We start from the raw sequence: 25,833 nt of genomic DNA on the forward strand, positions 1-25,833 counted from the left end.
AGCAGCGCTGCGTTTTCAGCAGCAGAGAAGCGAGATTATGAACCGTCTTTTTCAGCTCGTCAACAACTTTCTGAACTACTTCGTTGCGACGATCGGGGTTCAACTTCGTGTGCGCCCGGGCTCTACCACCGCCCTCGACCGCACCGCTTCCCTTCTTCCTCCGCGCTGCGTTTCCGTTAGCGCGAAAGAGGCGTGATTCTAAGCACCCACCCCGGTCTCCGCAACCCCTTTGTGAAAATATTTTGAAAAAGCCCCCGTGCGCTGCCGCGCACGGGGGCTTCAGGTTCGAGGGGCCGCGTGCCGCCCGCAATCTCAAAGAAGTCGGCGGTTCATCTCTCTTATATATAGAGCGACGTCACTTGCCACCGACTGCAGCCTGCAGCCGCTCCATCGGCACGGCATCGGCCATGGCCGTGTAACCCGCGTCACTAGGATGAATGCCGTCGCCGCTGTCGTACCGGCGCTGCAGCACACTCGGGCGAGCCGGGTCGCGCAGCACCGCGTCGAAGTCGACCACGCCATCGAATCCGCCGCCGCTCCGGATCCACCGGTTCACCTCGAGCCGGACCGCCTCGCGCCCGGCCGGCAACGCCGCAGGCGTGAGCGTCGCGCCAAAGACCTTCACACCCTGGCGATGCGCTGCCTCGATCAACCGGCGGTAGCCGTCGATCAACGAAGCGGCCGTGACCTGCGTATGCGGGTTGTCGCAATCGAGCCCCGCACGCGGCGGCATCGCCGCAAAGTTGATGTCGTTGATGCCGATCAGCACGATCACCGCCTTCACCCCCGAACGCGAAAGCGCATCGCGCTCGAACCGCGACGCCAGCGACGTGCCGTAGCATGCCGAATCGCTCAGCAGCCGATTGCCGCTGATCCCGAGATTCACGACGCCGAGCGAATCCGAACCCGCCGCGGCCAGTCGGCGCGCCAGCGCATCCGGCCAACGATGATTGCGATTCAGACTCGAGCGCAGCCCGTCGGTGATCGAGTCCCCGATCGCGGCGACACTCGCTCGCGCGGCGCCCGCCTCGACGGCCAGTTCGGTCACCCATGCATACTGGGTAAAGCGCGTGCGGAATGCGTCGGCGCCCGGATCGTTCACGTGATCGCCCGGCGCCGATACGTAATTGAGTTGGTTCGACACACGGTGCCACACGGTCATCCGCTGGTTTGCCCCCATCCGCAGACTGATCGCATACGGCTGCCCGGCCGTCACGTCGATCGCCACCGGGTCGCTTTCGAGTTCCTGGCTCGGGGCGAGCGTCACCGACGCCTTGCCGCCGAAGCGCACGGCAGCACCCGTCGCGTCGGCAAGCGCCGCGCCGTCACCGGCGCGCGCGAGACTGGCAGCCTCGATCACCAGCGGCGCGCGACCGTAGGCGTTGCTGACACGAATCCGCGCGGCATGCCCGGAAACCGTCGGGTAGACGATCTGCCGAACGGTCCGCCCAGCCACGTCCGGCGCGCGGTAGAGCGGCGGCGGCGCAGCCAGGTCGGGAATCGGCTGCAACGCGGTCGCCCACGCAGCGACCCACCCGGCCGGTGCGGCCGAGACCGCAAGCGGCGACAGGAAAACGGATGCGCCCAGCACGGTCGCGACGAAACTGCTTCGAAATGACATCGGCGAAATCCTCATCGGAAAGCAGGCATTGTGCCGCAGAAGCCGCCTGTCTCACGCGCCGGACCGCCTTCCCGACCGGCGATCGCGCCCCTCGCCCCACGTTTACCCGAGTCCCGATGCAAATCCGCAAGAAATTTATTAACCGACCGGTCGGTTGGTTTATACTTCGCACACATTCAACCGGACGAGATCCTCCGCCATGTACACGCAATCCCTCGACATCCCCGGCAACGTCGCACCGCTCGACGCCGCAGCCGAGTCGCCCGAGCAGGCGCGGTTCGACGCGGTCATGGCCGCGGACGGCAAGATCGAACCGCAGGACTGGATGCCCGACGCCTATCGCAAGACGCTGGTCCGCCAGATTTCGCAGCACGCGCACTCGGAAGTCGTCGGCATGCTGCCGGAAGGCAACTGGATCTCGCGCGCGCCGAGCCTGAAGCGCAAGGCGATCCTGCTCGCGAAAGTCCAGGACGAAGCCGGCCACGGCCTCTATCTATATAGCGCAGTCGAAACGCTCGGCGTATCGCGCGACGCGCTGATCGACGCGCTGCACGCCGGCAAGGCGAAATACTCGAGCATCTTCAACTATCCGACGCCGACCTGGGCCGACGTCGGCGTGATCGGCTGGCTCGTCGACGGCGCCGCGATCATGAACCAGATCCCGCTGTGCCGCTGCACGTACGGCCCGTACGCGCGCGCGATGATCCGCGTGTGCAAGGAAGAGTCGTTCCACCAGCGCCAGGGCTTCGATGCGCTGCTGTCGATGATGAAGGGCACCGACGCGCAGCGCGCGATGGTCCAGCAGGCGGTGAACCGCTGGTGGTGGCCGGTGCTGATGATGTTCGGCCCGAGCGATGCCGATTCGGTCCACAGCAACCAGTCCGCGAAATGGGGCATCAAGCGGATCTCGAACGACGACCTGCGGCAGAAGTTCGTCGACGCGACGGTCGACCAGGCGAAGGTGCTCGGCGTGACGCTGCCCGACCCGGACCTGAAATGGAACGAGGCGCGCGGCCACCACGACTACGGCGCGATCGACTGGGATGAATTCTGGCGCGTCGTCAACGGCGACGGCCCGTGCAACAAGGAACGCCTCGCGACCCGCGTGAAGGCGCACGACGACGGTGCGTGGGTGCGTGAAGCCGCGCTCGCGCACGAAGCCAAGCGCCGCGCCCGCGCCGAACAGCACGCCGCCTGAGCGGCAACCATCGAATACAGGATTCAGGAGAGAGAGTGATGAACAAGGAATGGCCGATCTGGGAAGTGTTCGTTCGCAGCAAGCAGGGCCTCGACCACAAGCATTGCGGCAGCCTGCACGCGGCCGACGCGTCGATGGCGCTGCGCATGGCGCGCGACGTCTACACGCGCCGCCAGGAAGGCGTGAGCATCTGGGTGGTGCCGTCGTCGGCGATCACCGCGTCGGATCCGGCCGAGAAGGCCGAGCTGTTCGAACCGGCGGGCGACAAGATCTACCGTCACCCGACGTTCTACACGCTGCCCGACGAAGTCAACCACATGTAACGCCCGCGCCATGACGATCACGCCCGAACACCTCTCCTACGTGCTGCGCCTCGCGGACAACGCGCTGATCCTCGGTCAGCGCAACGCCGAATGGTGCGGCCACGGCCCGATCCTCGAGGAAGACATCGCGCTCACCAACATGAGCCTCGACCTCATCGGCCAGGCCCGCATGCTGTATACGCACGCAGCCGACCTCGACCGCCAGCTGAACGGCGCGGCGAAGACGGAAGACGATTACGCGTACTTCCGCACCGAGCGCGAATTCGCGAACTTCACGCTCGCCGAGCTGCCGCACTACGGCCCGATCGCCGGCACCGCGCACGCCGACAAGGACTACGCGGTGACCATCGTGCGCAACTTCCTCTACGCGACGCTGATGCTGCACGTGTGGACCGCGCTCGAAACGTCGACGGACGCGCAACTCGCCGCGATTGCCGCGAAATCGGTGAAGGAAACCCGCTACCACGTGCAGCATGCGCGCGAATGGCTGGTGCGCCTCGGCGACGGCACCGACGAATCGCATCGCCGTGCACAGGCCGCGCTCGACTACCTGATTCCGTACACGCGCGAGTTCTTCGCGGCCGACGCGATCGACGACGCGGTTTCCGCACCGGGCATCGGCCCGGCGCCGGCCGCGCTCGAAGCCGCATGGCGCGCGGACGTGGACGATGCGCTCGCGGAAGCGACGCTCACCCTGCCCGCGCCCGTGCAGCACGTGACGACCGGCAAGCAGGGCGAGCACTCGGAACACATGGGCTACCTGCTCGCGGAAATGCAGAGCCTCGCGCGCCAGCACCCCGGCGCGAGCTGGTAACCGGCCGACCCAACGGAGCCCGACGATGTCCGTCCAGACCGCCTCACCCGCCGACGCCGCACCCGCCGCGCACCGCAACGATCCGTTGCTCGCGCGCGCGTGGGACGTGCTCGAAGCCGTGCCCGATCCCGAGATTCCGGTCGTGTCGATCCGCGAGCTCGGCATCCTGCGCGACGTCCGTCGCGCGGACGACGGCCTGCTCGAAGTCGTGATCACGCCGACCTACTCCGGCTGTCCGGCGATGTCGCAGATCGCCGAGGACATCGCCGCGGCGATGCACGCCGCCGACCTGCCGCCGCACCGGATCGAGACGGTGCTCGCGCCCGCGTGGACGACCGACTGGATCACCCAGGAAGCGCGCGACAAGCTGCGTGCGTACGGCATCGCGCCGCCCGTCGGCCAGTGCGCCGGCGCCGCGCCGCGGGAAAACGTCGTGCGTTTCGTGCCGCGCCCCGTCGCGGCGCCCGTGTGCCCGCGCTGCGGTTCCGCCCGCACCGAGCGTCTCGCGCAATTCGCATCCACGGCCTGCAAGGCGTTGTATCGCTGTGTCGACTGCCGCGAACCCTTCGACTACTTCAAACCTTATTGACCATGGCGACCCCGCAATTTCACCCGCTGCGTATCCGCGACGTGCGCCCCGAGACCGCCGACGCCGTCACCGTCTCCTTCGACGTGCCGCCCGAGTTGCGCGACGCGTACCGCTTCACGCAGGGCCAGTTCGTCACGCTGAAGACCCACATCGACGGCGAGGAAACGCGCCGCTCGTACTCGATCTGCGTCGGCACGACCGACTACGACCGCGACGGCGAACTGCGCATCGGCATCAAGCGCGTGCGCGGCGGCCGGTTTTCGAACTTCGCGTTCGACACGCTGAAGCCCGGCCACACGATCGACGTGATGACGCCGGACGGCCGCTTCTTCACGCACCTGAACGCCGACCACGGCAAGCAGTACGTCGCGTTCTCCGGCGGATCGGGCATCACGCCGGTGCTCGCGATCGTGAAGACGACGCTCGAGCTCGAGCCGCGCAGCACGTTCACATTGGTCTACGGCAACCGCAGCGTCGACGCGATCATGTTCGCCGAGGAGCTCGAGGACCTGAAGAACCGCTACATGAACCGCTTCGTCCTGTATCACGTGCTGTCGGACGACCAGCAGGACGTCGAGCTCTTCAACGGCGTGCTCGACCAGGCGAAATGCGCGGAATTCCTCGCCACGCTGACGCCGGCCGACGCGATCGACGAAGCGTTCATCTGCGGCCCCGCGCCGATGATGGACGCGGCTGAAGCTGCGCTGAAGGCAGCCGGCGTGCCGCAGGCAAAGGTGCATGTCGAGCGGTTCGGGACGCCACTGCCGCAGGCGGGCGCACCCGTCGTCGAGATCACCGACCAGACGCCGGCCGCCGACCTCGAAATCGTGCTCGACGGCAAGAAGCGCAAGCTGCGCCTGCCGTACGAAGGCGTGAGCCTGCTCGACGTCGGCCTGCGCGCGGGCCTCGCGCTGCCGTACGCGTGCAAGGGCGGCGTATGCTGCACTTGCCGCGCGAAGGTGGTCGAAGGCGAAGTCCGGATGGAGAAGAACTACACGCTCGAGGAACACGAAGTGAAGGACGGCTTCGTGCTCACGTGCCAGTGCCACCCGATCAGCGACAAGGTCGTCGTGAGCTTCGACGAGCGTTGAGCGGCGTCGCGCCGGCGCGGTGCGCCGGTTTCTCGTCGTCACACATCTCGCTTACACTAGGGGCCGCCGGCCGGCTGGACATCGCAACGTCCGCCCGGCCGGCGGTTTTCTTTTGTTGATGACAGGCCGATGAGTACCATTCACGTGATTCAGGGCGGCACCGCCGCCGCGTCGCTGCGCGAGGCTCTCGCGCAAGCCGGACGCGACGAGCGCGTCGTCGGATTGCTCGACGATCTCGCGGTCGGGCCGCTGAAGGGCGCCGACGAGACGCCCGACACGCGCGCCGCCTTCTGGCAACGCGTGCTCGGCGACCAGATTCCCGACTGGCATGCGGAGATCGAAGCTGAATTCACCCGCCTCGACCAGCTCGCGATGGATACCGACCAGGTGGTCGTCTGGCATGCACCGAGCGTCGGCGACAAGCTGCTGTTGCGCCGCGTCGCCTATCACCTGCGCAACGTGCCGCAGCGGCTGAACGAGGTGCGGTTGTCGGCCGCGGACCTCGACGCCTCGCAGCGCGCGGCGCTGACCCGTACCGACCAGGCCTGTTCGACCGGGATGTTCTCGCCGGCGGCACTCGCCCGCAAACGGCCGGCGGCCGCGCCGATCTCGGTACTGCGCATCGGGCGCCTCGCGCTCGAATGGCAGGAGGCGAAGCACCTGAATGCCGAACTGCGTTACTGGGTCAGCAACACGATCAAGAGCGGCCACTACGCGGACCTCGACGCGCTGATCGTCGCGCACGCGGAAACCGGCTGGCTGCCCGCGCGACGCGTCGTCGGCGGCATCATGGCCGGGGCCGACCGCGGTGGGCTGTTCGTCAGCGACTCGATCGCCTGGTGGCGCTGCCGCGAACTCGCGGCCGCCGGCCGGCTCGAGCTGCAGGACGACGCGCCGGCCGCCCTTTCTTCCACGCAGGTGCGCGCAGCAGCCGCGCCTCGCTAACGCTACAACTTTCGCATTCGACCATGGCCCGTACCCGAGCGCCCGACCACGAATCCCAGCGCGAACAGATCCTCGATCTCGCCGCCGAGAAATTCGCGCAGACGAGCTATCCGAGCACGTCGATGTCCGATCTCGCGACCGCGAGCGGCACGTCGAAGGCACGTCTCTATCACTATTACGAGAGCAAGGAAGCGATCCTGTTCGACCTGCTCGACCGCTACACGAAGCGCTTGATGCTGATCATCGCCGAGGTCGAAGGCGCGAGCCAGCGGCGCGGCCTCAGCGAGCGCGACGCGTTCGCCGAGCTGGTGCGCGCATTTCTCGCCGAGTACGAGACGTCGCACAGCCGCCATGTCGCGCTGCTCAACGACGTGAAGTACCTCGAGGACGCGCAGCGCGAAATCGTGCTCGACCGCCAGCGCGACATCGTCGCGGCATTCGCGCGCCAGCTCGCGCGCGCCTATCCGGACCGAATCTCGAAGGAAAACCAGACGTCGGTCACGATGATGGTGTTCGGGATGATCAACTGGACGTTCACATGGCTCAAGCCGGGTGGCCGCCTCGGCTACCGCGACTTCGCCGAACAGGTGATCGACCTGATGGAACACGGACTGTCGCCCGGCGCGTGATTGCCGCGCAGCAGCATGCGTTGCGCGGCGGGCACACTGTGACAGGCCGCCGCGCGTTTCATATGATGAATTTTAAATCCGTTTAAAATCAAACAGATAGAGAATTAACTAAGCGGATTTAGAATTCACCCTCAGCACAAATAACGTCAAATACGGGTTTTCCCCAACCCCACTCAGGTAAAATGCGCTGCATTGCACAAGTCACTGGTGCAGCCACACACTGAGGAACCCACGATGAACACGCAACTCAACCGCCGTGCCGATGCTGTCGGCCACGCCGGTACTGCGCCGGTTCTCGTCAGGGAACTGGCTTCCAAAGACCGTGAGCAAATGCTCACCCACTTTCTCTCGCTCAACGAAGAGGACCGCCTGCTGCGCTTCGGCCAAATGGTGCCCGACCACGTGATCGAGAACTATGTCCGTACGATCGACTTCGGTCGCGACACGGTGTTCGGCGTGTTCGACCATGCGCTCGAGCTGATCGGCGTCGGCCACCTGGCGTACCTGCCCGCCGATGGCGACAAGCGCACGGCCGAATTCGGCGTGTCGGTGCTCGAAAGCGCCCGCGGCCGCGGCGTCGGCTCGAAGCTGTTCGAGCGCGCGGCGATCCGCAGCCGCAACACCCGCGTGACGATGCTGTACATGCATTGCCTGTCGCGCAACGCGACGATGATGCACATCGCGAAGAAGTCCGGGATGCGGATCGAATACGCATACGGCGAGGCCGATGCGTACCTGTCGCTGCCGCCGGCCGACCATTCGACGATCCTCGCCGAGATGCTGCAGGAGCAGGCCGCGGTATTCGACTACGCGCTCAAGCGCCAGGCGCACCGCACGTCGAAGTTCATCGAATCGCTGATGCCCGCCGCGCTGACGGCGTAACATCGGCCGACCGGGCTGCCTCGCGGGGCGCCCGGCCCACCTTCCCTTTCTCGCTTCCCGGCGCCACGCGCTAACGCACTGACCGGATCGGCAACGCCGTCGTCTCCTTGAAGCATTCGAGCGAGAAGCTCGTCTTCACGTCGATCACCGACGGATGGTGCAGCAAATGCTCCTGCACGAACCGGGAGAAATGCGCCATGTCCTCGACCTGCACGCGCAGCAGGTAATCCATGTCGCCCGTCATCGCATGGCACGCGACCACTTCCGGCCAGGTCTGCACGGCCGCGCGGAACAGTTCCGCGTGGGTCGCGCCCGCGCGCGCCGACCTCTCGTCGGCACGGACCGGCACCACGCCGCCGCGCTTCTCGAGCCGCACGCTCACGTACGCGAGCAGGTCGAGCCCGAGCTTCTGCGGATCGAGCAGCGCGACGTAGCCGGTGATCACGCCGATCTCCTCGAGCCGACGGATCCGCCGCAGGCACGGGCTCGGCGACAGGTTCACGCGCTCGGCGATCTCCTGGTTCGACAGGCGGCCGTTTTCCTGAAGAATCGCAAGAATCCGCCGGTCGATGGCATCCAATTCGGCTTGCGCCATCTTCTGCCCTCCAATGATTGTTCAGAGACTGGAAATTGCGCCATCGTAGGCATGGACGATTAAGTTCGCAAGTTTCCGCTCGCGCCCGCCCGCTACACTTTGTCGCACGTACCGATTCGTTGCGCACGCCGACGCGTGCGCCGCGTTCGACATCGAACCGGGCCGCGCACGCCCACGTCGCGCCGGCCGATCGCCCCGCACAGGAGACACGACATGCAGATCCCCAACTGGGACAACCCCGTCGGCACCGACGGCTTCGAATTCATCGAATACACCGCTCCGGATCCGAAAGCGCTCGGACAACTGTTCGAGCGGATGGGTTTCACCGCGATCGCGCGCCATCGCCACAAGGACGTGACGGTCTACCGCCAGGGCGACATCAACTTCATCATCAACGCCGAACCCGATTCGTTCGCGCAACGCTTCGCGCGGCTGCACGGCCCGTCGATCTGCGCGATCGCGTTCCGCGTGCAGGACGCCGCGAAGGCGTACAAGCACGCGCTCGAGCTCGGCGCATGGGGCTTCGACAACAAGACGGGCCCGATGGAGCTGAACATCCCGGCGATCAAGGGCATCGGCGATTCGCTGATCTATTTCGTCGACCGCTGGCGCGGCAAGAACGGCGCGCAGCCTGGCGCGATCGGCGACATCAGCATCTACGACGTCGACTTCGAGCCGATCGCCGGCGCGAACCCGAACCCGGTCGGCCATGGCCTCACCTACATCGACCACCTGACGCACAACGTGCATCGCGGCCGCATGCAGGAATGGGCCGAGTTCTACGAGCGCCTGTTCAACTTCCGCGAAGTGCGCTACTTCGACATCGAAGGCAAGGTGACGGGCGTGAAGTCGAAGGCGATGACGTCGCCGTGCGGCAAGATCCGGATCCCGATCAACGAGGAAGGCTCGGACACGGCCGGCCAGATCCAGGAATACCTCGACGCGTACCACGGCGAAGGCATCCAGCACATCGCGCTCGGCACGAACGACATCTACGGCGCGGTCGACGGCCTGCGCGGCAAGGGCGTGAAGCTGCTCGACACGATCGACACGTATTACGAACTGGTCGACCGCCGCGTGCCGAACCACGGCGAATCGCTGGACGAACTGAAGAAACGCAAGATCCTGATCGACGGCGCCCGCGACGACCTGCTGCTGCAGATCTTCACCGAGAACCAGATCGGCCCGATCTTCTTCGAGATCATCCAGCGCAAGGGTAATCAGGGCTTCGGCGAAGGCAACTTCAAGGCGCTGTTCGAATCGATCGAACTCGACCAGATCCGCCGCGGCGTGGTCCAGGACAAGGCCTGACGCAGACGGCCTCGCGGCGCCCCGCAGCCGGTGCCGCGCGCGCCTCGGCGGCACAGGAAAAAAGGGCGGGAATCTTGCGATTCCCGCCCTTTTGTCTTTTGCATCGTTCCGGCGCGGCCCGACGGCCGCGCGAACGGATCAACGCACGTTCGCCTTCGACACGACGACGCGCGCGGCCGCCGGTTGCGCATCGGCGGCCTGCGCCGGCGCGATCTGACGCATCTGCGCGCCGGCTGCCGCCAGTGCGCTCGCGCCTTGCGCGTGCACCGGGCCGGTCATCGCGAAAAACGCCGCGGACACGATCAGGAAACTCTGGATATGACGTGTGTTCATTGCACCTCCTTTAAAACTGCCGGCGCCTCCCCGGTTGCGTCGAAACGAGCCGACGCGGCCGGGCACCTCCGGCAGGCCGACAAGATTAACGGCATTTGTACGAAGATGGGACCGGCTTTACATGCTTTTACATGATGTAACGCATCGCCGCGCGCCGTTTCGTCGACGCGCCGCTGCCCGTCGGCCGGTGGGCGGCGGGTTTATCCCAGTGCTACCATCACTCAAAACCGGCCAATATGCCGGCCACTGCCGACACGTCCACAAGACGTCGACGCAATCGAAGCTTTGGTGATCCCAAACTGGGTGGAGGAGACAGTTAATGAATGCCCCGCTAGACGCAGGCCAACGCGCGTCGCTCGAAGCCGCGCTGAAGTCCGTCACGCTTGACGACAAATACACGCTCGAACGCGGCCGCGCTTACATGAGCGGCATCCAGGCGCTCGTGCGCCTGCCGATGCTCCAGCAGGAACGCGACCGCGCCGCCGGCCTCAACACGGCCGGCTTCATCTCCGGTTATCGCGGCTCGCCGCTCGGCGGCCTCGACCTCTCGCTCTGGAAGGCCAAGCAGCACCTCGCGGCCCACCAGATCGTCTTCCAGCCCGGTCTCAACGAAGATCTCGCCGCCACCGCCGTGTGGGGCTCGCAGCAGGTGAACCTGTATCCCGGCGCGAAGCACGACGGCGTGTTCGGCATGTGGTACGGCAAGGGCCCGGGCGTCGACCGCACCGGCGACGTCTTCAAGCACGCGAACTCGGCCGGCTCGTCGCAGCACGGCGGCGTGCTCGTGCTCGCCGGCGACGACCACGCGGCGAAATCGTCGACGCTCGCGCACCAGTCCGAACACATCTTCAAGGCCTGCGGGCTGCCGGTGCTGTTCCCGTCCAACGTGCAGGAATATCTCGACTTCGGCCTGCACGGCTGGGCGATGAGCCGCTACTCGGGCCTGTGGGTCGCGCTCAAGTGCGTGACGGACGTGGTCGAATCGTCGGCATCGGTCGACATCGACCCGCATCGCACCGAGATCGTGCTGCCGACGGACTTCATCCTGCCGGAAGGCGGCCTGAACATCCGCTGGCCGGACCCGCCGCTCGTCCAGGAAGCGCGGCTGCTCGACTACAAGTGGTACGCGGCGCTGGCCTATGTGCGCGCGAACAAGCTCGACCGGATCGAGATCGACTCGCCGAATGCGCGCTTCGGGATCATGACGGGGGGCAAGGCGTACCTCGACGTGCGCCAGGCGCTGACGGACCTCGGCCTCGACGACGAAACCTGCGCGCGGATCGGCATCCGCCTGTACAAGGTCGGCTGCGTGTGGCCGCTCGAGGCGCAGGGCGCGCAGGCATTCGCGCGCGGCCTCGACGAGATCCTCGTCGTCGAGGAAAAGCGCCAGATCCTCGAATACGCGATCAAGGAAGAACTGTACAACTGGCCCGATGCGCAGCGCCCGCGCGTGTTCGGCAAGTTCGACGAGAAGGACGGCGCCGGCGGCGAATGGTCGGTGCCGATGGGCAACTGGCTGCTGCCCGCGCACTACGAACTATCGCCCGCGATCATCGCGAAGGCGATCGCGACGCGCCTCGAGAAGTTCGAGCTGCCGTCCGACGTGCGCGCACGCATCGCCGCGCGGCTCGCGGTGATCAACGCGAAGGAAATGGCGCTCGCGAAGCCGCACGTGCAGACCGAGCGCAAGCCGTGGTTCTGCTCGGGCTGCCCGCACAACACGTCGACCAACGTGCCGGAAGGCTCGCGCGCGATCGCCGGGATCGGCTGCCACTACATGACGGTCTGGATGGACCGCAACACGAGCACCTTCAGCCAGATGGGCGGCGAAGGCGTGCCGTGGATCGGCCAGGCGCCGTTCACGGACGAGAAGCACGTATTCGCGAACCTCGGCGACGGCACCTATTTCCACTCGGGCCTGCTGGCGGTGCGCGCGGCGATCTCGTCGAAGGCGAACATCACCTACAAGATCCTCTACAACGACGCGGTCGCGATGACGGGCGGCCAGCCGGTCGACGGGGTGCTGACGGTGCCGCAGATCACGCACCAGCTCGCGTCCGAAGGCGCGAAGAAGATCGTGATCGTCACCGACGAACCGGAGAAGTACGACAGCCAGAAGGCGCTGCTCGCGCCGGGCGTGACGATCCATCACCGCGACCAGCTCGACGACGTGCAGTGCGAGCTGCGCGAGATCGAAGGCACGACGATCCTGATCTACGACCAGACCTGTGCGACCGAGAAGCGCCGCCGCCGCAAGCGCGGCACGTATCCGGACCCGGCGAAGCGCGTCGTGATCAACGACGCTGTGTGCGAAGGCTGCGGCGACTGCTCGGTGAAGTCGAACTGCCTGTCGGTCGAGCCGCTCGAAACCGAATTCGGCACGAAGCGCCAGATCAACCAGTCGAGCTGCAACAAGGACTTCTCGTGCGTGAAGGGCTTCTGCCCGAGCTTCGTCACGGTCGAAGGCGGCCAGTTGAAGAAGCCCAAGGCCGTGTCGGTGGACGGCGGTGCGCTGCCGCCGATTCCGGAGCCGACGCTGCCGGCGATCGACCGTGCATACGGCGTGCTCGTCACGGGCGTGGGCGGCACGGGCGTCGTCACCATCGGCGCGCTGCTCGGGATGGCCGCGCACCTGGAGAACAAGGGCGTGACCGTGCTCGACGTCACGGGTCTCGCGCAGAAGGGCGGCGCCGTGATGAGCCACGTGCAGATCTCGCACGCGCCGACCGACATCCACGCGACGCGGATCGCGATGGGCGAAGCCGACCTCGTGATCGGCTGCGACGCGATCGTCACGGCCGGCGACGAATGCACGTCGCGGATGCGGCACGACACGACGCGCGTGGTCGTCAACAGCGCGCAGACGCCGACCGCCGAGTTCATCAAGAACCCGAACTGGGCGTTCCCGGGTTTGTCCGCGGAAAACGACATCCGCGCGGCGGCGGGTGAAGCCGTCGACTTCATCGACGCGAACCGCTTCGCGGTCGCGCTGCTCGGCGACGCGATCTACACGAACCCGTTCGTGCTCGGCTACGCGTGGCAGAAGGGCTGGCTGCCGCTCACGCTCGCGTCGCTCCAACGCGCGATCGAGCTGAACGCGGTGTCGGTCGAGAAGAACCGCGCGGCGTTCGACTGGGGCCGCCGCGCCGCGCACGACCTCGCGAGCGTGAAGCAGGCCGCGGCCGGCGACGCCCGCCCCGCGCAAGGCGCGACGGTGATCGCGCTGCATACGAAGAAGGCGGTCGACGCACTGATCGCGAAGCGCGTGACGTTCCTCACGGCGTACCAGAACGCCGCGTATGCGGCGCGCTATGCGGCCTTCGTCGACACGGTGCGGGCAGCCGAACGCGCGCTGGCGGACGGCGACGCCGCGCAGGAACCGCTGACCGAAGCAGTCGCGCGCAACCTGTTCAAGCTGATGGCGTACAAGGACGAATACGAGGTCGCGCGGCTGCAGTCCGATCCGGCGTTTCTCGCGCGCCTGTCGTCGCAGTTCGAAGGCGACTGGAAACTGAAGTTCCACCTTGCGCCGCCGCTGTTCGCGAAGAAGGACGCGCACGGCCATCTCGTGAAGAAGGCGTACGGCCCGTGGATGATGTCGGCGTTCCGCTTGCTCGCGAAGGCGAAGTTCCTGCGCGGCACGGGCCTCGACCCGTTCGGCCGCACCGAGGAGCGCCGCACCGAGCGCGCACTGATCGGCGAGTACGAAGCGCTGATCGGCGAGGTGCTGACCAGGCTGAACGCGGCCAACCGCCCGCTCGCGCTCGAGCTGGCGGCGCTGCCGGACGGCATTCGCGGCTACGGCCACGTGAAGGAGAACAACCTGCGCGCGGTTCGCCAGAAGTGGAACACGCTGCTCGCGAAGTGGCGTTCGCCGACGGGCGGGCAGTCGCGCCAGCAGGTCGCGTAACGGCGCGCGGCGGGCGTTCGCGGTCGGGACGTCCGCCACCGCGCGGAGACGGTTCATAAAAAAACGCCACGGAACACAGGTTCCGTGGCGTTTTTCATTGCGCCGCGCGCGATGCGCGGCACACGCGGGCGCGAACTTACTTCGTGTTCGCGTTCGCGGCGGCCACTGCCGTCATGTTGATGATCCGGCGCACGGTCGCGGCCGGCGTCAGGATGTGGACCGGCTTCGCCGCGCCGAGCAGGAGCGGGCCGACCGTCACGCCTTCGCCGCCGACCATCTTCAGCAGGTTGTACGCGATGTTCGCCGCTTCGACGTTCGGCATGATCAGCAGGTTCGCTTCGCCCGACAGCGTCGTGCCGGGGAATGCGGCCTTGCGGACCGCTTCCGACAGCGCCGCGTCGCCGTGCATTTCGCCGTCGACCTCGAGGTTCGGCGCACGCTCGCTGATCAGCTTGCGGGCTTCGGCCATGCGGCGCGACGACGCCGACGGCGCGCTGCCGAAGTTCGAATTCGACAGCAGCGCGGCCTTCGGCACGATGCCGAAGCGCTCGATCTCGGCGGCCGCCTGGATCGTCATGTCGGCGAGCTGTTCGGCGCTCGGCAGTTCGTTCACGTACGTGTCGCACAGGAACAGGTTGCGGCCCGGCAGCATCAGCAGGTTCATCGCCGCGAAGTGCTCGGCGCCCTTCGCACGGCCCAGCACCTGCTCGATGAACTTCAGGTGCGTGTGGTACGTGTCGATCATCCCGCAGATCATCCCGTCCGCATCGCCCAGATGCACGAGCATCGCGCCGATCAGCGTGTTGAACTTGCGCAGCGCGGCCTTCGCGACTTCCGGCGTGACGCCGTCGCGCGCGCCGATCTCGTGGTACGCCTGCCAGTAGCGGTGGTAGCGCGTGTCGTCTTCCGGATTCACGATCTCGAAATCGACGCCGGCCTTCAGCTTCGAGCCGATCTTCGCGAGGCGCATCTCGACGACCGACGGACGGCCGACGATGATCGGCTTCGCGATCTTTTCCTGCAGCACGAACTGCGCGGCGCGCAGCACGCGCTCGTCCTCGCCCTCGGCGAACACGATGCGCGCCTGCTTCTTCTTCGCGGTCGCGAACACCGGGCGCATCACCATGCCGGTGCGGTAGACGGTCGCGCCGAGCTGCTCGCGGTATGCGTCCATGTCCTGGATCGGACGCGTGGCGACGCCCGAATCCATCGCGGCCTGCGCGACGGCCGGCGCGATCTTGATGATCAGGCGCGGATCGAACGGCTTCGGAATCAGGTATTCCGGCCCGAACTCGAGCGAGTGGCCTTCATACGCCTTCGCCACTTCCTCGCTCTGGTCGGTTTCCTCGGCCAGCTCGGCGATCGCGCGCACGCATGCGAGCTTCATTTCTTCCGTGATCGTCGTCGCGCCGACGTCGAGCGCGCCGCGGAAGATGAACGGGAAGCACAGCACGTTGTTGACCTGGTTCGGGTAGTCCGAACGGCCGGTCGCGACGATCGCGTCCGGGCGCACGGCCTTCGCGTCTTCCGGGCGGATTTCCGGTTCCGGGTTCGCGAGCGCCAGGATCAGCGGGCGGTCGCCCATCGTCTTGACCATGTCCTGCTTCAGCACGCCCGCGCTCGAGCAGCCGAGGAACACGTCCGCGCCGACGATCGCGTCGGCGAGCGTGCGCGCGTCGGTGGTCGCCGCGTAGCGCTGCTTCGACGGGTCGAGGTTGCCGCGCCCTTCGTAGATCACGCCCTTCGAGTCGGCGACGAGGATGTTCGACTTCGTGAGGCCGAGGTTCACCAGCAGGTCCAGACACGCGATCGCCGCCGCGCCCGCGCCCGAGCACACGAGCTTCACTTCGGACAACTTCTTGCCGACCACCTTCAGGCCGTTCAGGATCGCGGCCGACGCGATGATCGCGGTGCCGTGCTGGTCGTCGTGGAAGACGGGGATCTTCATGCGCTCGCGCAGCTTCTGCTCGATGTAGAAGCATTCCGGCGCCTTGATGTCCTCGAGGTTGATGCCGCCGAGCGTCGGCTCGAGCATCGCGATCGCCTCGACGAGCTTGTCGGGGTCGGACTCCGAGAGTTCGATGTCGAACACGTCGATGCCCGCGAACTTCTTGAACAGGCAGCCCTTGCCTTCCATCACCGGCTTCGCGGCCAGCGGGCCGATGTTGCCGAGGCCCAGCACGGCCGTGCCGTTCGTGATGACGCCGACGAGGTTGCCGCGCGACGTGTACTTCTGCGCGTCGAGCGGATCGGCATGGATCGCCTCGCACGCGGCGGCGACGCCCGGCGAATACGCGAGCGACAGATCGAGCTGGTTCGACAGCGGCTTGGTCGGGGTGACCGAAATCTTGCCGGGTTTCGGGTTCAGGTGATAAGCGAGAGCGGCCTGCTTCAGTTGTTCGTCCATGATTGACCTGCGAGAGACATGCGAAATTTTGACGGTTCAGTACACAGCACCTTGGGCCGCGTCTGCTTGAATCGAAGGGGTGGTCGACTGCGAGACGGCACGCAGCGCGCCGGATCGGCACGCCATCGAACCTTGGCGGGTAGCAAGAGGAAAGTACAAAGTACTGAACGATTTCTAAGGGTCGCCTAGTGTACACCCCCTAAATGCCGTCCGTTGGTGCGGCGCCGCATCCTCCGCATCCGCATCGAGGCGATCGCGCCCCGTTTGTTTCGCCGGTGGTGAGCCGCCCGCCGAACCTGCGGGAATTCCGCCGAAAACCGGCCTGGATCGGGTAAAATAGCGGGCTACGCGCGCAGCGATGCGGTCGGCCCGCCGATCGCACCCCGGCCCCTCGGGCAGGTTCCCCTTGCTGCGCCACCGGGCCCGCGCCCGCTCTTCGCTCATCACCCAAGGAATGCCCATGACAGGCTACGATCGTCAGTCGATCTCGGATACGACCGCCAAAATCCTGCTCGAAGTGCAGGCGGTGCACTTCAATGCCGAAAAACCGTTCATCTTCACGTCCGGCTGGGCAAGCCCCGTCTATATCGACTGCCGCAAGCTGATCTCGTATCCGCGCGTGCGTCGTGCGCTGATGGAAATGGCTGAAACGACGATCATGCGCGACGTCGGCTTCGAGCAGATCGACTCGGTGGCGGGCGGCGAGACGGCCGGCATCCCGTTCGCGGCATGGCTCGCGGATCGGATGATGGTGCCGATGCAGTACGTTCGCAAGAAGCCGAAGGGTTTCGGCCGCAACGCGCAGATCGAGGGTCATCTGGAAGAAGGCTCGCGCGTGCTGCTCGTGGAAGACCTGACGACCGACAGCCGCAGCAAGATCAACTTCGTCAATGCGCTGCGCACCGCGGGCGCGACGGTGAACCACTGCTTCGTGCTGTTCCACTACAACATCTTCAAGGAAAGCGTGTCGGTCCTGAAGGACATCGACGTCGACCTGCACGCGCTGGCGACCTGGTGGGACGTGCTGCGCGTCGCGAAGGCATCGGGCTACTTCGAGACCAAGACGCTCGACGAAGTCGAGAAGTTCCTGCACGCGCCGGCCGAGTGGTCGGCCGCGCACGGCGGCGCGACGGCCCCGAAGGAGTAATGCCGGCCGGCACGCAGCCGGCACCCTGGCCGAAAGAGCCGCTCGCCTGACCGCGAGCGGTTTTTTTTCGTCCACCGATGCGCATCGGGGCGGCCCCAATCGCGGGCCGCGGCATGCATCGCTCATCGAACCCTAATGCTAGACTTGATCCATCGTCGCCATCAGCTGCGCGGGCAACGCACAACGCCAACAATGCCGGGAGCATCGGCCCGGCCCACGTGACGGGAGAAGCGCCATATGCGTGTGGATCGCCGGATCACTTCGCCTGCGTCCCCGGGTCGTCCTTCGCCGTTCATCGCCGCCCTTCCCTGCGCCGCCGCGTGCGTCGCGTTCGCCGTCCTGCCCGCGCGGGCGGAAGGCCCGTTCACCGTGTCGAGCAACGACCTGACGCCCGGCGGGCGCGTCAGCGCCGCGAACGTGTTCGACCGCGGCGACTGCAAGGGCGACAACCGTTCGCCGCAGCTCAGCTGGCGCAACCCGCCCCCCGGCACGCACGGCTACGCGATCACGATCTTCGATCCCGATGCGCCGGGGCACGGCTGGTGGCACTGGGCCGTCGCCGGCATCCCGGCGAGCGTCACGAGCCTGCCGGCCGACGCGAGCGCGTCGGGCTTCCTGCGCCGCATCGGCGCGAGCGAGGCGCGCAACGACTTCGGGGTCGACGGCTACGGCGGCCCATGCCCGCCGCCCGGCAAGCCGCACCGCTACGTGATCACCGTCTATGCGCTGAAGGGCACGGACCTGCGCGTCGCGCAAGGGCGCCCCGCCCCGATGTTCGAGCACGAGATCGGCACGCTGGCGATCGGCACCGCACGGCTCACGGTCACTTACGGACAGTGAGCGCGCATGCGCCGCCTGCCCCATTGCGCGTGTCTCCGGCCGCGATCGCCCGCGCCCGCGAATTTCCCCACGCCGCGTGCGTGCTTTTCTCCCGTCATTTCGGCTTGCTAGACTCGGCGGCACCGGTCGCGGCATCCCGCCGCGCATCCGTCGCGCCGCCCGACCGCGGCGCGTGACGCGGCAGGCCGCGGCGCCCGCCGTGTCGTCCCCTTCCGGAGAACGCTTCATGTCGAACATCGTCATCGTCTATCACAGCGGCTACGGTCACACGCAGAAACTGGCCGAAGCCGTCCACGCAGGCGCGCAGGACGCCGGCGCCACCGCACGCCTGATCGCCGTCGGCGAACTCGACGACGCGGGCTGGGCCGCGCTCGACGCGGCAGACGCGATCGTCTTCGGCGCGCCGACCTACATGGGCGGCCCGTCCGCGCAGTTCAAGCAGTTCGCCGATGCCACGTCGAAACCGTGGTTCACGCAGAAGTGGAAGGACAAGATCGCCGCGGGCTTCACGAACTCCGCGACGATGAACGGCGACAAGTTCTCGACGATTCAGTATTTCGTCACGCTGGCGATGCAACATGGGATGGTGTGGGTCGGCACGGGCATGATGCCGGCCAACTCGAAGGCGGCCACCCGCAACGACATCAACTACGTCGGCGGCTTCACGGGCCTGCTCGCGCAGTCGCCGGCGGACGCGACGCCCGACGAGGGCCCGCTGCCCGGCGACCTCGAGACCGCGAAGGCGTTCGGCCGGCGCGTCGCCGACGCGACCGCCCGCTGGCTGGCCGGCGGCCGCTGAACGAACGCGGCGGCACGCGCGCCCGCTCGCGCCGCCGGTGACGCGGCAATGCGGCGCAGGCGCGCACGAGGGACACAAGACGGCCCGCGGGCCGTCCTTTTTTTGCCCCGCGCGGTGCGGGCCCGCCGGATGAGGTCTTAAAATGGCGGTTTCAGGGCGCCGCGGCTCCCGTTTCATTCAGCGAGAACGAAATGAGCACCAAAGTTTTTGTCGACGGCCAGGAAGGTACGACCGGCCTCAAGATCTTCGAATACCTGTCGGCGCGCAACGACATCGAGATCCTGCGCATCGATGAAGCGAAGCGCAAGGACGTCGACGAGCGCCGCCGCCTGATCAACGCATCGGACGTCACGTTCCTGTGCCTGCCGGACGTCGCGTCGCGCGAATCGGCATCGCTGGTCGAGAACCCGAACACGACGCTGATCGACGCGAGCACCGCGTTCCGCACGAACGCCGACTGGGCATACGGCCTGCCGGAACTGACGCGCGCGCAACGCGAGAAGATTCGCACGTCGAAGCGCATCGCCGTGCCGGGCTGCCATGCCTCGGCGTTCGTGCTCGCGATGCGTCCGCTCGTGGATGCCGGCATCGTCGCGCCGACCTTCGCCGCGCACAGCTATTCGATCACCGGCTACAGCGGCGGCGGCAAGTCGATGATCGCCGAATACGAAAACGCGGCGCCGGGCGGCAAGCTCGCGAGCCCGCGTCCGTACGCGCTCGCGCTCGCGCACAAGCACCTGCCGGAAATGGCCGCGCACACGGGCCTCACGCATGCGCCGATCTTCACGCCGATCGTCGGCCCGTTCCTGAAGGGCCTTGCCGTGACGACCTACTTCTCGCCCGAGCAGCTCGCGAAGCGCGCGACGCCGCAGGACGTGCAGCGCGTGTTCGCCGAGTACTACGCGGACGAACCGTTCGTGCGCGTCGCGCCGTTCAACGCGGATGCGAACCTCGACAGCGGTTTCTTCGACGTGCAGGCGAACAACGACACGAACCGCGTCGACCTGTTCGTGTTCGGCAACGAAGAGCGCTTCGTCACGGTCGCGCGCCTCGACAACCTGGGCAAGGGCGCATCGGGCGCCGCGATCCAGTGCATGAACCTCAACATCGGCGCCGCCGAGGATGCAGGCCTCAAGCGCTGATTCCGCTTGCATGCGATGCAAAGCCGGCCGCTGGCCGGCTTTTTATTTTCCCGTATCAGGCAATCAATAAAATCCGGTTCGCACATTTACAAATATTTACAAGCTTTCCATTGCGCGATTACCGATTGATTAATTAACCCCATTTTATCCAGTCAATCCCGAATAGGGATAAACCGGATACCGCCGCTTTAAACGCTGCCGTTATACGCGTGAGGGCCTCGAGAGCCGTCCGTGCGTGGCAGCCGCCCCACTTCGGCAGCACTCTAGCGCCCTCCGCGCGTTTTAATTCTTACTGAAATCCAGATTCTGCAAGGATTCATTGCGTGCACGCTGTTTCAATCGCCTTTTTTAGACGAGTTCATCAATTGACAGCAAAAATCCAGACAGCGACATTAGCTCGCACAATTAAACGATTGGAGACAGCGGCATGTCGCACGCCTTATCGAAGGGGGTGGCAACGGCCTTTGCCATCGCCCCTTTCCTGATTGCCTGTGGTGGAGGGGACGGCGGCTCGCCCGCGCCGATCGAAGCGCCCCAATGTTCCGGATCGAGCTGCGGCACGCAAGGGCCGCCGCCGTCGCAGCCCATAAACGGCGCGCTGTGCCCGGCCAACGCCGACATCGTGAAGAGCACGTACCTCGGCGGCGCCGGTAGCGGCGAGATCGTCAGCGTCAACATCGACGCGGTCGCGATGACGTACACGCTCAAGTGGCTCGAATCGCCGATTCCGCTCGCGACCGGCACGGTCACGCCGAGCCGCGCCGGCACCACGATCACCGGCAAGGTCATCCACCCGCCGACCGGCACGCTGCCGACCGCGGAGCAGACGCGCTGCGCGTTCGTGCTCACGCCGGGTTCGGGCACTGCACCGAACGGCTCGACCTATTCGACGGCCGCCGACTTCAACCAGGCGAACCCGCCGATGCTGCTGGTCGGCATGGGCGTCGCGGGCGGCGGCATCCCCGGCGCGACGGTTCAGTACGACGGGCTGACGATCATCCCGGGCGTGATCCAGAACGTCGGCCAGGTGCCGAACCGCCACTTCGACTTCTATCCGTTCCTCGGCTTCGCGAACACGACGACGGACCTCACGAAGCTGCCCGGCACGTACAACGCGCTGATCTACCACCTCGTGCCGTCGAGCAACTACGCGACGAAGGGCACAAATTCGAGCGAGACGTTCGACACGAACGGCGCATGCACGTCGACGAATGCCGGCGGCTGCCAGACGACCGGCGATCCGTGGACGGCGAACGCGAGCGGCGGCTACCTCAACAGCGCGAAGGCGCCGCAGATCCTGCCGCAGACGCGGCTGCCGCTGATCGGCGCGACCGGCAAGTCGGCCACCGCGCACATGGTGATCGGCCAGCTCAACGGCGCGACCGTGCCGGTGGTCGTGCGCACGGGCAACGTGAACCTCGGCACGCCGCCGCTGCACGCCGACGCACAGGTCGACGACGAATCGGGCATCGCGGTGCTCGGCGCGGCGACCGCGATCCAGTCCGGCGCGATCGACGGCGGCTACGCGGGCGCCGATTCGAACTTCAAGTACACGGCGGCACTGATCCGCGGCGGCAACGCGTCGTTCATCAACCCGACCACGCAGGCAGAGGAAGACGCCTTCACGCTCGACTACGGCCAGGGAACGCCGGGCCTGCTCAACACGGCGACGACGCCGGCGAGCGGCGCGACCTACCCGTCCGCATCGGGCGTGGTGATCGCGACGGGCGGCCTGTACGCGGCGCTCATCCAGGGCACGGTGAACGGCGGCGTCACGTCGACGTCGGCGAACGCGAGCACGTCGTCGACACCGTACTTCGGCGTGGGCGCACAGATCAGCAAGTAACGATCGGGGACGCGGCGGCGGCCGGTGCGCCGCCGCGGGATGCAGGGAAGGCACGAAACGACGGCGCCCGGCACGGCGCACGCAGCACGAGCACAAGCAACAGAAGCGGTCGACAGGGAGCCGGCCGCCTGACAAGACAAATCTGGAGGAGCAACATGAAGCGCAACCTCGTTCTGGCGGCGGCCCTTGCCGCCCCCCTTCTTTCCGCATGCGGCGGCGGCAGCGACAATCCGCCCCCGCTCGTCGAAGACCGGCTCTGCCCCGCGACGCTCGACTACAGCACCGTGTTTACCGGCGGCGCGGGCAGCGGCGAACTGGCCAAGGTCCAGCTCGATACGACCAAGATGACCTGGCAGGTCACCTACGTCGAATCGGCGGTTCCGCAAAAGACCGGCACCGTCACGCCGACCCGCGCGGGCACCGTCGACAGCGGCACGCTCACGCAGGAAACGCTGCTGCCGACCAACAAGCTGAACCAGTGCGCATTCCGGCTGAACGGCGCGAGCCTCGACGCATCGCGTCCGGCGCGCATCTTCGTCGGCTTCGGCGTCGCGGGCGGCACGATTCCCGGCAAGGAGATCCAGTTCGACGGCGTGCTCGGCCAGGCCGCGGTGCCCGACACGAAATTCCCGTACTACCCGTTCATCGGCTTCTCGTCGATCGAAACCGACATCACGAAGGTCGCGGGCACGTACAGCCACATCGGCTTCGGCGAAGTGCCGTCGCAGAAATTCGCGCCGGCGTCGATCGACGCGAAGGTGACGATCAACGCGGACGGCACGTGGACCAAGTGCGACACGACCGGCCAGTTCGCCGGCGGCGCGTGCATGCAGCAGGGCACGAACTTCGTGCAGTCGGCCGACGGCAGCGGCGCGTTCCAGAGCAACAACTACCAGAGCCAGTTGAAGCCGACGCTGTCGGCGACGCCGCAGGGCAAGGGCTTCATGATCGTCGGCAAGCTGCGCAACCAGCTGGTGCCGATCCTCGTGCGCACGGGCGTCGCGAACCCGAACCCGACGCCCGACAGCAACGGCGTGCCGGGCCTGACCGCCGACGACGAATCGAGCATCTCGATCCTCTCGCCGCAGACCGCGATCGCCGCCGGCTCGCAGAACGGCGAATACATCGGCGTCGACAGCCAGTTCGACTACCGGACCACCGCGCTGATCGACAAGCAGGCCACGCTGCTCGATCCGTTCCAGCCGTCGCAGGCATCGCTCGCGACCGCGCTCGACCTGGACTACACGCAGAAGGTGCCGGGCACGGTCACGACGATCCACACGGGTTCGGGCAGCACGTCGCCGACCGGCAAGTTCATCTTCACGGGTGGCGTGTTCGGTTTCCTCGACAACGCGGGTTCGACGCCGTATTTCACGATCGGCGCGTTCGTCCAGTAAGCGGAGGCAAGCCGTGATGAAGAAGACCCTTCTTTGCGCGGCGGCCGGCGCCGCCGCGCTGGCGCCGCTCGCGGCGCACGCGCAGAGCGCCGGCAGCAACGTCGTCACGCTGGGCTGGTTCCACGTGATGCCGCAGCAAAGCAGCACGCCGATGACGACCAACGTCGCGCCGACGCCGATCAACACGCCGCTGCGGCTGCCGCCGTCGTTCACGTCGCCGGGCACCGGGCTGCGTACGAGCGGCGCCGATACGGTCGGCCTGACGGTCAGCCACTTCCTGACCGACCACATCGCGGTCACGTCGGTGGCCGGCGTGCCGCCGGTGTTCAAGGTGTCGGGCCAGGGCACGATCAAGCCGCCCGGCCCTGCCGGCGCGCTCGGCACGCAGAACATCGGGCTGGCCTCGGTCAATCCGATCGTGAAGAGCGTGCGGCAGTGGAGCCCGGCGGCGATCCTGCAGTATTACTTCGGGGCGGCGAACGCGAAATTCCGGCCGTTCCTCGGCCTCGGCGTGTCGTACAACTGGTTCAGCGACCTGCAGCTCAACACGAACTTCATCAAGCAGACGCAGGACAACCTCGGCGCGATCCTCGCGGCGGGTGCGGGCAAGCCGGGTACGACATCGGTGGAAGCGAAGGCGTCGTCGTCATGGCAGCCGGTGTTCAACGCGGGCCTGCAGTACAACATGACGGAGCATTTCGGGCTGGTGGCGTCGGTGACGTATATCCCGCTGAAGACGACGTCGACGGTGACGATCAAGGCGGCCGACGGCACGGTGCTCGCCGAGTCGAAATCGGACCTGAAGGCCGACCCGATCATCAGCTACGTCGGGATGACCTACAAGTTCTGACGCCGGCGACGGAGGACGGACAGAGGACGAATGGATGGCCCGTGCAAAAAACGCGGGCAAAAAAAAGCCCGCCTAAGAGGCGGGCTGAATCCATATCAGAGGAGACATGGAGGAGACAGGTGTAACTATAGCGAATCGATTTCTGCATTGCAACATTTCCGTAGAGAAAATCAGGATTTTCCCTCGAATGCGCACTCTAGCGCGCTAGTTCGCACCTGACCCCTTCTCGTTCTCCCGGTCGAGCACCTCGCCCAGCGCATCGCGCAGCAGCGCGACCGGCCGCGTCAGGCGGCCCGGCAGCGCGCCGTGCACGATCCAGACGTTGATCCGCGTCTCCAGCCCCGCCGTTTCCACCACCCTCAGTGCATCGCGATGCGCACTGCGCGCCAGCGCATTCGGCGACGCGATCCCGATGCCCGCGCCGCGCGCCACGAGCGACAGCTGCAACTCCGAACCGAACGCCTCGACCGCGACGTCGAACGGCAGCCCGGCCGCGCCGAGCGCACGGCTCAGCGCCGATCGCATCCCGCAACCGTCCTGGCTCAGCACCCACGGAAAACCCGACAGCACGTCGAGCGACAGCGGGCCGTCGGGCAGCGGGAAGTCGCGCGCGGCGACGAGTACGGTCGGCTGCGTGCCGAGCAGCGTGGCCGTCAGCGTGTCGGGTAGCGCCGCGCTGGCCGGCACCATGACCGTCGCCACGTCGAGCGTGCCGCGCTCGATGCCCTGCACCAGCGCCGGCGACCAGCCGGCCGTCACGCGCAGCGTCAGCCGCGGAAACGTGTCGCGCAGCCGATCGATCGGCCGCTCGAGCGCCAGCTCGGACAGGAACGGCGGCACGCCGATGCGCAGTTCGCCGGACGGCTCGCTGTCGGGCGCGCCGGCCGCCATCAATTCGTCGACCGCACCCAGCACGTTGCGCGCGAGCGCATAGACGTCGCGCCCGGCGGCCGTCGGCTTCAGCGGCTTGCTCTGCCGCTCGAGCAGCGGCATGCCCAGCAGCGTTTCGAGGTTCTGCACGCGTCGCGTGAGGCCCGGCTGCGTCAGATGAAGCTTCGCGGCGGCGGCGACCATCGACCCGCTGTCGACCACCGCGACGAACGCCTGGAGATCACGCGTATTCAAAGCAAACTCGCATAATCATGTTAGACATATTTCAATTGT

The 25,833-nt window shown here is 66.7% G+C and carries 23 protein-coding genes; 18 read left to right on the forward strand and 5 right to left on the reverse strand.

What is annotated here, in order from left to right; all coding sequences use genetic code 11:
- Positions 1-196: hypothetical protein (locus WS49_RS35885; RefSeq protein ID WP_059532672.1), on the forward strand; the 196-nt coding region annotated here is incomplete at its 5' end.
- Positions 197-355: 159 nt separating this feature from the next.
- Here the strand turns inward: WS49_RS35885 and WS49_RS22275 are convergent.
- A complete protein-coding gene (locus tag WS49_RS22275) occupies positions 356-1,621 on the reverse strand; it encodes an SGNH/GDSL hydrolase family protein (protein WP_059533365.1) in 1,266 nt (421 codons plus the stop codon).
- Positions 1,622-1,820: 199 nt separating this feature from the next.
- On the opposite strand from WS49_RS22275, the gene paaA reads away from it, so the two are divergent.
- The 8 genes from paaA to WS49_RS22315 all read left to right on the forward strand — a co-directional run bounded on the left by paaA (position 1,821) and on the right by WS49_RS22315 (position 8,092).
- Positions 1,821-2,819 (forward strand): 1,2-phenylacetyl-CoA epoxidase subunit PaaA, encoded by a 999-nt coding sequence (gene paaA, locus WS49_RS22280; RefSeq protein ID WP_059533367.1) that lies wholly within the window; start codon positions 1,821-1,823, stop codon positions 2,817-2,819.
- Between the two features lie 38 nt (positions 2,820-2,857).
- Positions 2,858-3,142 carry a 1,2-phenylacetyl-CoA epoxidase subunit PaaB gene (gene paaB / locus WS49_RS22285; protein ID WP_006752453.1) on the forward strand — a complete coding sequence of 95 codons (285 nt, stop codon included), beginning with the start codon at positions 2,858-2,860 and terminating at the stop codon, positions 3,140-3,142.
- 10 nt (positions 3,143-3,152) lie between these two features.
- A complete protein-coding gene (gene paaC, locus WS49_RS22290; RefSeq protein WP_059533369.1) occupies positions 3,153-3,956 on the forward strand; it encodes a 1,2-phenylacetyl-CoA epoxidase subunit PaaC in 804 nt (267 codons plus the stop codon).
- Positions 3,957-3,981: 25 nt separating this feature from the next.
- On the forward strand, positions 3,982-4,545 hold the full coding sequence (gene paaD, locus WS49_RS22295; RefSeq protein WP_059533371.1) for a 1,2-phenylacetyl-CoA epoxidase subunit PaaD: 564 nt from the start codon (positions 3,982-3,984) through the stop codon (positions 4,543-4,545).
- A 2-nt stretch (positions 4,546-4,547) separates the two neighbouring features.
- Positions 4,548-5,636 (forward strand): 1,2-phenylacetyl-CoA epoxidase subunit PaaE, encoded by a 1,089-nt coding sequence (gene paaE / locus WS49_RS22300; protein ID WP_059533373.1) that lies wholly within the window; start codon positions 4,548-4,550, stop codon positions 5,634-5,636.
- A gap of 129 nt (positions 5,637-5,765) precedes the next feature.
- Positions 5,766-6,581, forward strand: a complete 816-nt coding sequence (locus tag WS49_RS22305; protein ID WP_059533375.1) for a DUF1835 domain-containing protein — start codon at positions 5,766-5,768, stop codon at positions 6,579-6,581.
- Between the two features lie 23 nt (positions 6,582-6,604).
- Complete coding sequence (locus WS49_RS22310) at positions 6,605-7,210, forward strand: TetR/AcrR family transcriptional regulator (RefSeq protein ID WP_059533377.1); 606 nt, start codon at positions 6,605-6,607, stop codon at positions 7,208-7,210.
- A 234-nt stretch (positions 7,211-7,444) separates the two neighbouring features.
- Positions 7,445-8,092: a GNAT family N-acetyltransferase gene (locus WS49_RS22315; RefSeq protein WP_059533379.1), complete on the forward strand. Its 648-nt coding sequence runs from the start codon at positions 7,445-7,447 to the stop codon at positions 8,090-8,092.
- A 70-nt stretch (positions 8,093-8,162) separates the two neighbouring features.
- On the opposite strand, the gene WS49_RS22320 is transcribed toward WS49_RS22315, so the two are convergent.
- A complete protein-coding gene (locus WS49_RS22320) occupies positions 8,163-8,687 on the reverse strand; it encodes an Lrp/AsnC family transcriptional regulator (RefSeq protein WP_059533380.1) in 525 nt (174 codons plus the stop codon).
- Positions 8,688-8,900: 213 nt separating this feature from the next.
- Between WS49_RS22320 and hppD the strand changes: the two genes are divergently transcribed.
- Positions 8,901-9,998, forward strand: coding sequence for a 4-hydroxyphenylpyruvate dioxygenase (gene hppD, locus WS49_RS22325; protein ID WP_059465128.1), 1,098 nt, complete (start codon positions 8,901-8,903; stop codon positions 9,996-9,998).
- Between the two features lie 138 nt (positions 9,999-10,136).
- Here hppD and WS49_RS22330 read toward each other — a convergent pair whose 3' ends face one another.
- Positions 10,137-10,331, reverse strand: coding sequence for a hypothetical protein (locus WS49_RS22330; RefSeq protein ID WP_059533382.1), 195 nt, complete (start codon positions 10,329-10,331; stop codon positions 10,137-10,139).
- Positions 10,332-10,650: 319 nt separating this feature from the next.
- Here WS49_RS22330 and WS49_RS22335 point away from each other — a divergent pair, with 319 nt between their 5' ends.
- Complete coding sequence (locus WS49_RS22335; RefSeq protein ID WP_059533383.1) at positions 10,651-14,241, forward strand: indolepyruvate ferredoxin oxidoreductase family protein; 3,591 nt, start codon at positions 10,651-10,653, stop codon at positions 14,239-14,241.
- A 136-nt stretch (positions 14,242-14,377) separates the two neighbouring features.
- On the opposite strand, the gene WS49_RS22340 is transcribed toward WS49_RS22335, so the two are convergent.
- Complete coding sequence (locus WS49_RS22340) at positions 14,378-16,648, reverse strand: NADP-dependent malic enzyme (RefSeq protein ID WP_059533385.1); 2,271 nt, start codon at positions 16,646-16,648, stop codon at positions 14,378-14,380.
- Positions 16,649-17,108: 460 nt separating this feature from the next.
- Between WS49_RS22340 and WS49_RS22345 the strand changes: the two genes are divergently transcribed.
- From WS49_RS22345 to WS49_RS22375, 7 genes are all read left to right on the forward strand, one after another.
- Positions 17,109-17,795 carry an orotate phosphoribosyltransferase gene (locus tag WS49_RS22345; protein ID WP_006752465.1) on the forward strand — a complete coding sequence of 229 codons (687 nt, stop codon included), beginning with the start codon at positions 17,109-17,111 and terminating at the stop codon, positions 17,793-17,795.
- Between the two features lie 237 nt (positions 17,796-18,032).
- Positions 18,033-18,635 (forward strand): YbhB/YbcL family Raf kinase inhibitor-like protein, encoded by a 603-nt coding sequence (locus WS49_RS22350; protein ID WP_059533387.1) that lies wholly within the window; start codon positions 18,033-18,035, stop codon positions 18,633-18,635.
- Positions 18,636-18,861: 226 nt separating this feature from the next.
- Entirely contained in the window at positions 18,862-19,434 is a 573-nt protein-coding gene (locus tag WS49_RS22355) for a flavodoxin family protein (protein ID WP_059533389.1), read from the forward strand.
- A gap of 191 nt (positions 19,435-19,625) precedes the next feature.
- Positions 19,626-20,576 (forward strand): N-acetyl-gamma-glutamyl-phosphate reductase, encoded by a 951-nt coding sequence (gene argC / locus WS49_RS22360; protein ID WP_059533391.1) that lies wholly within the window; start codon positions 19,626-19,628, stop codon positions 20,574-20,576.
- 427 nt (positions 20,577-21,003) lie between these two features.
- Positions 21,004-22,422: a DUF2957 domain-containing protein gene (locus WS49_RS22365; RefSeq protein WP_059533393.1), complete on the forward strand. Its 1,419-nt coding sequence runs from the start codon at positions 21,004-21,006 to the stop codon at positions 22,420-22,422.
- A 155-nt stretch (positions 22,423-22,577) separates the two neighbouring features.
- Complete coding sequence (locus WS49_RS22370) at positions 22,578-23,819, forward strand: DUF2957 domain-containing protein (protein ID WP_059533395.1); 1,242 nt, start codon at positions 22,578-22,580, stop codon at positions 23,817-23,819.
- A 16-nt stretch (positions 23,820-23,835) separates the two neighbouring features.
- Positions 23,836-24,669, forward strand: coding sequence for an OmpW/AlkL family protein (locus WS49_RS22375; RefSeq protein WP_059533397.1), 834 nt, complete (start codon positions 23,836-23,838; stop codon positions 24,667-24,669).
- 204 nt (positions 24,670-24,873) lie between these two features.
- Here the strand turns inward: WS49_RS22375 and WS49_RS22380 are convergent, their stop codons facing one another.
- Entirely contained in the window at positions 24,874-25,794 is a 921-nt protein-coding gene (locus WS49_RS22380) for a LysR family transcriptional regulator (protein WP_059533398.1), read from the reverse strand.
- Positions 25,795-25,833: the final 39 nt, after the last annotated feature.

The sequence above is a fragment of the Burkholderia sp. RF7-non_BP4 genome (genome assembly GCF_001521935.1).
Classification (GTDB): Bacteria; Pseudomonadota; Gammaproteobacteria; order Burkholderiales; family Burkholderiaceae; genus Burkholderia; species Burkholderia diffusa.

Bases quoted from the DNA above. Each gene is read 5' to 3' on its own strand.
- WS49_RS22275 (WP_059533365.1), bottom strand. From the start codon at position 1,621: ATGTCATTTCGAAGCAGTTTCGTCGCGACCGTGCTGGGCGCATCCGTT.
- paaA (WP_059533367.1), top strand. From the start codon at position 1,821: ATGTACACGCAATCCCTCGACATCCCCGGCAACGTCGCACCGCTCGAC.
- paaB (WP_006752453.1), top strand. From the start codon at position 2,858: ATGAACAAGGAATGGCCGATCTGGGAAGTGTTCGTTCGCAGCAAGCAG.
- paaC (WP_059533369.1), top strand. From the start codon at position 3,153: ATGACGATCACGCCCGAACACCTCTCCTACGTGCTGCGCCTCGCGGAC.
- paaD (WP_059533371.1), top strand. From the start codon at position 3,982: ATGTCCGTCCAGACCGCCTCACCCGCCGACGCCGCACCCGCCGCGCAC.
- paaE (WP_059533373.1), top strand. From the start codon at position 4,548: ATGGCGACCCCGCAATTTCACCCGCTGCGTATCCGCGACGTGCGCCCC.
- WS49_RS22305 (WP_059533375.1), top strand. From the start codon at position 5,766: ATGAGTACCATTCACGTGATTCAGGGCGGCACCGCCGCCGCGTCGCTG.
- WS49_RS22310 (WP_059533377.1), top strand. From the start codon at position 6,605: ATGGCCCGTACCCGAGCGCCCGACCACGAATCCCAGCGCGAACAGATC.
- WS49_RS22315 (WP_059533379.1), top strand. From the start codon at position 7,445: ATGAACACGCAACTCAACCGCCGTGCCGATGCTGTCGGCCACGCCGGT.
- WS49_RS22320 (WP_059533380.1), bottom strand. From the start codon at position 8,687: ATGGCGCAAGCCGAATTGGATGCCATCGACCGGCGGATTCTTGCGATT.
- hppD (WP_059465128.1), top strand. From the start codon at position 8,901: ATGCAGATCCCCAACTGGGACAACCCCGTCGGCACCGACGGCTTCGAA.
- WS49_RS22330 (WP_059533382.1), bottom strand. From the start codon at position 10,331: ATGAACACACGTCATATCCAGAGTTTCCTGATCGTGTCCGCGGCGTTT.
- WS49_RS22335 (WP_059533383.1), top strand. From the start codon at position 10,651: ATGAATGCCCCGCTAGACGCAGGCCAACGCGCGTCGCTCGAAGCCGCG.
- WS49_RS22340 (WP_059533385.1), bottom strand. From the start codon at position 16,648: ATGGACGAACAACTGAAGCAGGCCGCTCTCGCTTATCACCTGAACCCG.
- WS49_RS22345 (WP_006752465.1), top strand. From the start codon at position 17,109: ATGACAGGCTACGATCGTCAGTCGATCTCGGATACGACCGCCAAAATC.
- WS49_RS22350 (WP_059533387.1), top strand. From the start codon at position 18,033: ATGCGTGTGGATCGCCGGATCACTTCGCCTGCGTCCCCGGGTCGTCCT.
- WS49_RS22355 (WP_059533389.1), top strand. From the start codon at position 18,862: ATGTCGAACATCGTCATCGTCTATCACAGCGGCTACGGTCACACGCAG.
- argC (WP_059533391.1), top strand. From the start codon at position 19,626: ATGAGCACCAAAGTTTTTGTCGACGGCCAGGAAGGTACGACCGGCCTC.
- WS49_RS22365 (WP_059533393.1), top strand. From the start codon at position 21,004: ATGTCGCACGCCTTATCGAAGGGGGTGGCAACGGCCTTTGCCATCGCC.
- WS49_RS22370 (WP_059533395.1), top strand. From the start codon at position 22,578: ATGAAGCGCAACCTCGTTCTGGCGGCGGCCCTTGCCGCCCCCCTTCTT.
- WS49_RS22375 (WP_059533397.1), top strand. From the start codon at position 23,836: ATGAAGAAGACCCTTCTTTGCGCGGCGGCCGGCGCCGCCGCGCTGGCG.